This is a genomic window from Bifidobacterium sp. CP2 (assembly GCF_018555635.1).
In the GTDB taxonomy this organism is placed as follows: Bacteria; Actinomycetota; Actinomycetes; order Actinomycetales; family Bifidobacteriaceae; genus Bifidobacterium; species Bifidobacterium saguinibicoloris.
Map to the genome: position 1 here is coordinate 185020 of NZ_JAFEJX010000005.1, position 9928 is coordinate 194947.

The following is a 9928-nucleotide window of genomic DNA, read 5'->3' on the forward strand; positions in this document are numbered from 1 at the left end:
GCAATTGCAGGACCGGTGCCGTGAAGGGCTGATGCCCTTCAGGGGAGCCCGGTGGGCTCACCGGCCAATTCAATCCATCACCACGGCTGTGGCGCGTGATACGCCGCGCCACAGCCGTTCATCGTGAAAGGTCAATCATGAAGGTAACGATTACCTCCCCGTTCTGGAAGCAGCGCCGCGACCAGATCGTCGAGTCGGTAATCCCGTACCAGTGGGGCGTGATGAACGACGAGATCGACACCGTCGTTCCGGACGACCCCGCCGGCAACCAGCTTTCCGACAACAAGAGCCACGCGGTGGCGAACCTCAAGGTGGCCGCGGGCGAACTCGACGACGAGTTCCATGGCATGGTGTTCCAGGACTCGGACGTCTACAAGTGGCTGGAGGAGGCCGCGTACGCGCTGGCCTACCATCCGGACCCGGAGCTCAAGGCCCTGTGCGACAGGACGGTGGACCTCATCGCCCGCGCCCAGCAGCCCGACGGCTATCTGGACACCCCCTATCAGATCAAGTCCGGCATCTGGGCGGAGCGTCCGCGCTTCTCGCTCATCCAGCAGAGCCACGAGATGTACGTGATGGGCCACTACATCGAGGCGGCCGTCGCCTACCACGAGGTCACCGGCAACGAGCAGGCCCTCGACGTGGCCAGGAAGATGGCCGACTGCCTGGACGCCAACTTCGGCCCCGAGGACGGCAAGATCCACGGCGCCGACGGCCACCCGGAGATCGAACTGGCCCTCGCCAAGCTGTACGACGTCACGCACGAGCAGCGCTACCTGACGCTCGCCCAGTACCTCATCGACGTGCGCGGCCAGGACCCGAAGTTCTACGACAAGCAGCGCGAGGCCATGCACGGGGACAACATCTTCCCGGACCTCGGCTTCTACAAGCCTGAATACTTCCAGGCCGCCGAACCGGTGCGCAAGCAGCAGCACGCCAACGGCCACGCGGTGCGCGTCGGATACCTGTGCACCGGCATCGCCCACGTCGCCCGCCTGACCGGTGACGAGGACCTCATGGAGACGGCGAAGCGCTTCTGGCGCAGCATCGTTACCAAGCGCATGTACGTGACCGGCGCCATCGGATCGACGCACGTGGGCGAATCGTTCACCTACGACTACGACCTGCCGAACGACACGATGTACGGCGAGACGTGCGCGTCCGTGTCGATGAGCATGTTCGCGCAGCAGATGCTGCTCGCCGAGCCGAAGGGCGAGTATGCGGATGTGCTGGAGAAGGAGCTGTTCAACGGCTCGATCGCCGGCATCAGCCTCGACGGCAAGCAGTACTACTACGTCAACGCCCTGGAGACCACGCCCGACGGCCTGGCCAACCCGGACCGCCACCACGTGCTCTCGCACCGCGTCGACTGGTTCGGCTGCGCCTGCTGCCCGGCGAACATCGCCCGTCTCATCGCCTCGGTGGACCGCTACATCTACACGGTGCGCGACGGCGGCGCCACGGTGCTCAGCCATCAGTTCATCGCCAACGAGGCCGCGTTCGACAACGGTCTCGCCGTGACGCAGGAGTCGAACTTCCCGTGGGACGGCTACGTGGCCTTCCACGTGTCGCTGCCGGCGGACGCCGCCGCCCCGGTGCGGTTCGGCGTGCGCATCCCCGCATGGTCCGCGTCCGCGTTCGCGCTGAAGCGGGACGGCGAGCCCGTCGCCGCCTCCGTTAGGGACGGTTTCGTGTACTTCGACGTCGCGCCGGGCGATGCGTTCGCCCTCACGCTCGACCTGGACATGTCCGTGAAGTTCGTGCGCGCCAACTCGCACGTGCGCTCCGACGCCGGCCAGGTGGCCGTGATGCGCGGCCCGTTGGTGTACTGCGCCGAGCAGGCCGACAACGAGGGCGATCTGTGGTCGTACCGTCTGGCCGACGGCGTGACCGGCGTGTCCGCCGATGTGGCGTTCAAGCCGGATCTGCTGGGCGGCGTGGACACGATCGCGCTGCCGGCGGTGCGCGAGGAGGCCGATGGCGACGACGCCCCGCTGTACCTTCCGGCCGACGAGCCGCGCAAGGGCGAGGCGGCGACGCTCACGCTGGTGCCGTACTACTCGTGGGCGAACCGCGAGCTGGGCCAGATGCGCGTCTTCCAGCGCCGATAGCGCGTCCGTGCCGTCCCGTCCGTGCGGGCGGAACGGCTTCCGCGGCCGGCCGATACCTCCGCTCGGGGGTGTCCGCCGGCGGAACGGCAACTATTCTTGCGGTTTTGGAAGGCCGGGGTGTCGACGCCGACGTCTCCCGGAGCCGCGGGCCGGACGGCGAGCGATTGGAGCCGCGAACCGCCCGGGGAACGAGGCCTCCCGCATGGGGTTGCAAACCCATGCGGGAGGTTTTTTCATGCGCGCAACGGTGTCGCGGGGAGAGGCGGGTAGGCGAAGCAACGCGGGTTCCATTCGGGATGGGGCGCGGCGCGGGTCAAATCCGCGGCTAGGACGTCCGTTTCTATAGAATCGGGCGTGTGTGTTGCCCGTTTGTCGCCTGAAGTGTCCGTTTCTATAGGATCGGGCGTTTGCACCACCCGTCTGCCGCCTGAAGCGTCCGTTTCTATAGGATTGGGTGCGGCAGGGGTCTGATTGTTGGATGAAGTGTCCGTTTCTATAGGATCGGGCGTGTGTGCCGTCCGTTTACCGCCTGAAGTGTCCGTTTCTATAGGATCGGGCGTGTGTGCCGTCCGTTTACCGCCTGAAGTGTCCGTTTCTATAGGATTGGGCGTTTGCACCACCCGTCTGCCGCCTGAAGCGTCCGTTTCTATAGGATTGGGTGCGGCAGGGGTCTGGTTGTTGGGTGGGGCATCCGTTTCTATAGAATCGGACGAATAATCAACAACGATCAGCATTTGGGCCGCGATGCGACGAAGATGTCGCATTCCGTGTGTTCATGTTCGTTTCACTGTTGGTTTTGGGCGGTGACACGCGCGGCGGCACCACTTCCGAATGTGAAAATAGTCTGCGAAAGCGGCGAGTTATTTGAGTTATTGCTGCTGTGATTACTTGTGATTGCTGAAGAAAACTTGAGAAAGCGCATTCGCATTGTTATCCTGAAGCCATCTTGGCCGGTTCGCTCCAATGACGTCATAGAACCGGGTGGGGGACTTGTTCCACGCAAAAGGGTACACACTGACGGACACGTGCGCCTTGGCAGGGATGCCGGGATGCGCAAGAGGACCGGGGAGGAAGTTTCGGCATCGGCTTTCGCCTGATACGGAGGATGCGCGCCACTGCGGGCACGAATCGGCCGTGACGGGCGGGGATGCGGGCGCCGGGAACCGGGACCTGCCGCGCGATGACGCACGCCCGTCAAGGGAAGGAAGGGCCATAGCACCTATGGTTACGCACAGTTCACACCACGTGGCGCGCAGATCGGCGACGATACTGCTCGCGGGCGTGCTCAGCGTGGGGATGGTCATGCCATTCACCACATCCGCCTACGCGGCGGACGGCGTCAGCCGGCCGAACACCTCGCTCGGGTTCCCGACGTTCAAGGGCGCCAAGGATCCGATTCCGGCGGTCGACGGCCTCGCCACGAACACCATCAGCCCGGCGAACAGCTACCTGCAGCAGATCTTCGACAAGGACAAGGCCAACGGCGCCGGCACCGACACCAAGCACGACTTCTGGATCGACCGCATGCTCACCCGCACCGGCACCGACCCGCAGCAGGTCTCCGGCGCCCCCGGCTTCCAAGGCCCCTACGGCCCGGAGAACTGGGTCGCCCAAGGCGAGGACGCCAACGGGAACAAGTACTCGTACAATAACCCCGACGGCAACGGCTACCTGTTCACCCGCGGCCGCGCCGCCTTCATGTACACGTACAAGACCGACGTCATCGGCTTCGGCGGCAACCTCGCCTACTGGGATGTGACCGACCAGGAGGGCTACGACATCACCGCCACCGTGGACGGCCAGCAGGTCGCCCTCACCGAGGACGGCGCGCAGCGCAAGCAGACCCCGAGCTACTGGACCAGCGTCTACACCAACGCGGACAAGTCCCTCACCGTCACCGTCGTCAAGTACATCACCAACAACAACGTGCTCGTCACCGAACTCCAGCTGACCGGCACGAAGACGCAGGACGTGACCCTCACCGCCAACGCGCCCCTCGCCACCACCGCCGAGGGCGACGAGCTCACCGGCCGCTTCGCCGCGAAGAACAACCTGACCACCGTGTACCCGCGCTTCTCCGGCAACGGCTTCACGCCTCAGGACGGCAAGCTCGTGAGCACCGTGCACGTGACCGCCGGCGCGAAGGACCCCGTGCGCACCAAGGTGCAGCTGGGCCTCGTCACCGACGAGATCCCCGCCTCCCGCACCGAATACGAGGCCACCCGCACCGGCGACCGCAAGGACCCGGCCGCGAGCTACACCGCGCACGTCACCGAATACAACCAGTGGTGGGTGGACAACATCCCCTACATGGAGACGCCCGAGCACAACATCGACAAGACGCTGTTCTACCGCTGGTGGCTCTCCCGCTTCAACTACCTCGACGCGGACATCCCCGGCGGCCCGATGGCCTTCCCGACCTCCATCGAAGGCGTGCTCGGCTACAACAACGCCATCGACCTGACCGTCGGCATGTTCATCGACGACCTCAAGTGGATGCGCAACCCCGAATACTCCTACGGCCCGTGGCTCAACATGGGTGAGAACGCCCGCAGCAACGGCCAGTACCGCGACAACCAGGCCGACCCGCAGAACTGGGGCGCCAGCCACACGCAATGGATCAGCGAAGCCGCGTGGAAGTCGTACCAGATCCACGGCGGCGACGCGGACATCGCCCAGAAGTTCGCCGACTACGCGTACGGCGACACCAAGGGCCAGCTCGCTGCGCTCGACTCCGACGGCGACGGCCTGCTCGACACCAACTGGAACGCTTGGACGGGCAACGACGCCGACGCCGTCTCCTTCGACGAGGTCAGCGGCGCACGTCTGGACCGCGCCGAAAGCGCTACCGTGTACGCGGGCGCCAAGGCGGCGGCGGAGGCCTACCGCGAGGTGGGCGGCGCCGAGAACGAGGCCAAGGCCAAGGAGATGGACGAATACGCCGCCAAGGTCAAGAACGGCGTCATCGACAACCTCTGGGACTCCAAGGACAAGCTGATCCGCCACCAGTTCGCCAACGGCGCCAAGAAGGACCAGCAGGCGAAGTACAAGGAGATCAACAACTTCACGCCGTACTTCACCGACCTCATGCCGGCCGAAGGGGACAAGGACTACAACGACGACTACGAGAGCGCCCTGCGCCTGCTCGCCGACGCCGACCAGCACCCGGTCTTCCCGTTCGCCACCGCCAACCAGGCGGACGACAAGCTCGTGCGCGAACTCGGCAAGAAGCCGACGAACAACTTCTCCGTCATCAACTCCACGCTGTACTTCCGCATCTACTCCGAGGCGATTCGCAAGTACCACGCGGCCGACAAGGGCTACGTCACCCCCGAGCAGTTCAAGCAGCTGCTCTACTGGAACGCCTTCGCCCACTACCAGGGCGGCGACAACCAGCTCATCGACCAGAACGAGTTCTGGAACAACGCCTCCACCGAGAACGGCGGCAAGGTCCAGTACCGCTCCTGGATTCACCACACCCAGCTCGGCACCACGAACTGGACGATGGTCGAGGACGTGGCCGGCGTGCGCACCCGCACGGACAACAAGCTCGAGCTGTACCCGATCGCCATCCCCGGATGGAACCACTTCATCGTGAACAACCTCAGCTACCACGGCAAGAACCTCACGGTGGTCTGGAACAACGACGGACACTACACCGACGCGCCCAAGGGCTACAGCGCCTACGTGGACAACAAGCTCGTCTTCACCTCCGACAAGCTCGCCCACGTGGTCTATGACCCGACCACCGGCAAGGTGGACGTGCAGGACAAGTCCGGCGCCAAGGTGACCAACACCGCCACCGCCGACCTGCCCGACGCCAAGGGCGTGGTCTACAAGTCCACCGACCGCGTCACCCAGGTGCTCGCCAAGGCCGGCGTCGACGCAGCGAACGACGACAAGAGCACGGAGAACCTGGCCAAGGGCGCCGACGTCGAAGCCACCTACGAGGCGGACAAGAACAACGGCGCGGCCAAGAACGCCGTCGACGGCACCACCACGAACGTCAAGTACTGGTCCACGAAGGGCTCGCCCAACAAGACCGACACGCTCACCGTGGACCTCGGCAAGGAGCAGACCGTCGACGACGTGCGCCTCTTCTTCTACAAGACCACCACGTCCGCCACGGACGCCGGTCTCGCCGAACCGCAGATGTACACCGTCGAATACCTCGACAAGGACGGCACGTGGAAGGCGGTGCCCGACCAGACCCGCACCCCGGCCATCCCCGCCGGCAATCTCAACCGCGTCCAGTTCTCGCCCGTGACCACCTCCAAGCTGCGCGTCACCGTGACCCCGCAGCCCGGCTACGCCGTGGCCCTCAAGGAGTTCGAGGCCTACAACACCGGTGAGAAGGCCGAAGCGGCCGGCAACACCGCGCCGAGCGTCGACGCCTTCATCAAGGACACCCGCGTGGGCCGCGTCGAGATCAGCGGCACCGTGAAGGACGACGGCCTGCCGAACGGCACGCTCTCCACCGAATGGAGCGTCGTCTCCGCGCCGGAAGGCGGCGAAGCGACCTTCGAGAACGCCAAGTCGGTGACCACCACCGCCAAGTTCTCCAAGGAAGGCGCCTACGTGCTGCGTCTGACCGCCTCCGACGGCGACAAGACCAGCTCGTTCGACCTCACCGTCAACGCCACCGTTTCCGACGGCACCGTGAACGTCGCGCCGAACGGCACGCCGTCCGCCAGCTACACCGCCACCAGCTGGTACAACATCAAGACCGTCAACGACGGCAAGATCGTGTACAACCAGAACGAAGGCTACTCCACGAACGCCTGGGGCACCTTGCGTCAGGACAACCAGGCCAGCGAATGGCTGCAGTACGACTGGGACACCCCGCAGCGCCTCACCAAGGCCGCGGTCGCGTTCTGGTACGACGGCGGCGGCACCATGGTGCCGAAGAGCTGGAAGCTGCAGTACCAGAACGACAAGGGCGAGTGGGTGGACGTGCCGCTCAAGGCCGGCACCGGCTACCCGGCCAAGGGCGACCAGATGAACAACGTGGAGTTCGCCTCCACCATCGTCACCAGCAAGCTGCGCGCCGTCTTCAACGCCAGCGGCAGCTACTACGGCATCGCCGTCTCCGAGTTCGAGGCCTACGCCGAGGACCCGCTGGGCGTGGACCCCGTCGAGGTCTCCGTCAAGACCGGCGAACAGCCGAAGCTGCCCGGTGAGGTGAGCGTCTACTACGGTGACGGCACCCGCCAGTCGCTGCCCGTCACCTGGGACAAGATCGACGCCTCCAAGCTCGCGCAGGACGGCGACTTCACCATCGTCGGCACCGTCAAGGGCTCCTCGCTGCCCGCCGAAGCCCGCATCTGGGTCCGCTCCTCGCCGGGCGTGACGATGAACGCCACCGTCGACGCCGAGCAGACCGTGTACGTGGGCGCCAAGTCCATCACCCTGCCCACGCAGGTGATCGGCGTGTCCAACTCCGGCGACAACCACATGCTGCCGGTCGAATGGAACGCGGACGACGTCAAGGCCATCGACCTCAACAAGGTCGGCGACTACGTCGTCAACGGCACCGCCACCAGCGACATCAACGCCAACGACAAGCCCGCGGCCAAACTCACCGTCCACGTCATCGAAGGCAAGGGCGGCGACACCCCGCAGCCCACCCCGGCCGACAAGACCAAGCTGGCCGCCAAGATCGCCGAAGTGGAAGGCGAGAAGCTGGACGAATCCAAGTACACCGCGGATTCCTGGAAGGCCTACGCCGACGCGCTCGCCGCCGCCAAGACGGTGAACGACGACGCCAATGCCACCCAGAGCCAAGTCGACGATGCGCTCGCCAAGCTGACCGCCGCCCGTGACGGCCTCAAGGAGGGCGTGAACGAGAGCAAGCTGACCGAGGCGGTCGACAAGGCCTCCAAGACCGACCACTCCGCCTACGCCTCCGACAAGCTCGACGCGCTCGACCAGGCGCTCGCCGACGGCCAGCGCGTGCTCGCCAACGCCAACGCCGCCCAGGCCGACGTCGACAACGCCGTCAAGGCCATCGACGACGCCATCAAGGGCCTCGGCGACAAGCTGGCCGACGCGCCGCGCAACATCGCCAAGGACGCCAAGGTGGTCCCGTCCTACGTGACCAGCTGGAACAAGGCCGAAGCCGTCAACGACGGCGAGGTGGTCTTCACCCCGACCGGCAGCACGGACACGGACAACCCGAAGGTCTGGGGCACCTGGCAGGCCACCAACCCGGCCACGCAGTCCCTCGAGTACGACTGGGAGAACCCGGTGAGCCTGGACAAGGTCTCCACCTACTTCTGGTACGACAACACCGCCGACGACACGTCCGCCAACGTGCCGCTGCCGAAGGGCTGGTCCGTCCAGTACTTCGACGCCGAGGCGAACGACTGGAAGGACGTGACCCTCGAGGACGGCGAGCAGTACACGGTGAACAAGGACAAGGCCAGCACCGTGTCCTTCAAGCCGGTCACCACCGCCAAGCTGCGTGTGACGGTCAACGCCAACACCGACGGCACCAAGTACGCCGCCATCGGCGTGAGCGAGATCGCCGCCTACGCCGCGCCCGAGACGCTCGTCACCACCGAGCTCGACAAGGCCGTCACCACGGCCGAGTCGCTCAAGGCCGAGGACTACGTCTCCGGCTGGGATGAGCTCCAGACCGCGCTCAAGGCCGCCAAGGACGTGCAGTCCAAGGTCGCCGCCGGCGACAAGACGGTCGACCAGGCCGCCGTGGACGCCGCTGCGAAGGCGCTGGACGACGCCATCGCCGCGCTGAAGAAGCAGCCGGTGAAGGTCGCCGAGCTCGCCATCCAGGGCGCGCCGGAAGGCACGCTCAAGGTCGGCGACACCGCCACGCTCACCGCCGTCGCCAAGCCCGACGACGCGGCCGACAAGACGGTGACCTGGACCTCCGGCAAGCCCGACGTGGTGTCCGTCGACGAGAACGGCGTCATCACCGCCAAGGCCGCCGGCACCGCCACGATCACCGCCACCGCGAACGACGGAAGCAAGGTCTCCGCCTCCGTGGACGTCACCGTGGAGGAGAAGGGCGAGCCCGGTCCGGAGAACCCGGACCAGCCCGGCGCCGACGCCAAGCTGGACAAGCTCGACGACGCCATCGCCAAGGGCGAGGCCGTGGACCTCGGCAAGTTCACGCCCGACTCCGCCAAGGCGCTCGGCACCGCACTGAGCCGCGCGAAGGCTCTGCGCGACGCCGTGAAGGCCGGCCAGAGCGTGGGCCAGAAGGAGCTCAACCAGGCGGCCGCCGCCGTCGACGACGCCATCAAGGCGCTGGTCCCGCTGCCGGACAGCCAGCAGCCCGGCGCCCAGGGCGGCCTGAACGGCCAGGGCAACGGTGCCGCCGGCAACGGCGGCAAGCTGAGCCGCACCGGCGCGACGGTCGGGGGAGTGGCGGCCGTGGCCGTCATCGCCCTGCTGGCCGGAGCCGGCACGGTGGTCGCCCGTCGCCGCCGCCGCGACTGACGGGCGGACGGGCCGTCGGTCCGACGGCCCGCACCGTCCTCCCCGTCCGATCGGATGAGGCGCCGGGTCCTCCTCGGCCCGGCGCCTCGCCTCCCCTCGGACTTCCGGACGCCGCAGGCGTCGCCCTCGACCTCGGGGCGGCGCCTGCGGCGTCTTGTCGTCTTCGTGCGTGCGTCTTCGTACGTGCGTCCCTGTGCGCAATCGAACATCCGATGACGTGCGATTGCGTACGGAAACGTTCGGTTCCGTGCGGTCCGCGATGACGCGACACGCGCGGTGTGAACGCTCACGCGTGCGAAAACTATGTGCGAAAGCTTGAAATTACATAGCTTTGTTCTTGCCGCAACCCTTGTCAA

Annotated in this window: 2 protein-coding genes; both read left to right on the forward strand. The window is 66.2% G+C overall.

The features are described from left to right. Nucleotides 1-137: 137 nt before the first annotated feature. Nucleotides 138-2111 carry a glycoside hydrolase family 127 protein gene (locus tag JS531_RS05675; RefSeq protein ID WP_214313832.1) on the forward strand — a complete coding sequence of 658 codons (1974 nt, stop codon included), beginning with the start codon at nucleotides 138-140 and terminating at the stop codon, nucleotides 2109-2111. 1221 nt (nucleotides 2112-3332) lie between these two features. After that, the gene (locus tag JS531_RS05680; protein ID WP_214313834.1) at nucleotides 3333-9572 is read left to right on the forward strand and encodes an Ig-like domain-containing protein; all 6240 of its coding nucleotides are present in this window, start codon (nucleotides 3333-3335) and stop codon (nucleotides 9570-9572) included. Nucleotides 9573-9928 lie beyond the last annotated feature (356 nt).

What these genes read in the sequence shown, in the direction of transcription:
- JS531_RS05675 (WP_214313832.1), top strand. Translation starts at nt 138, where the DNA reads ATGAAGGTAACGATTACCTCCCCGTTCTGGAAGCAGCGCCGCGACCAG.
- JS531_RS05680 (WP_214313834.1), top strand. Translation starts at nt 3,333, where the DNA reads ATGGTTACGCACAGTTCACACCACGTGGCGCGCAGATCGGCGACGATA.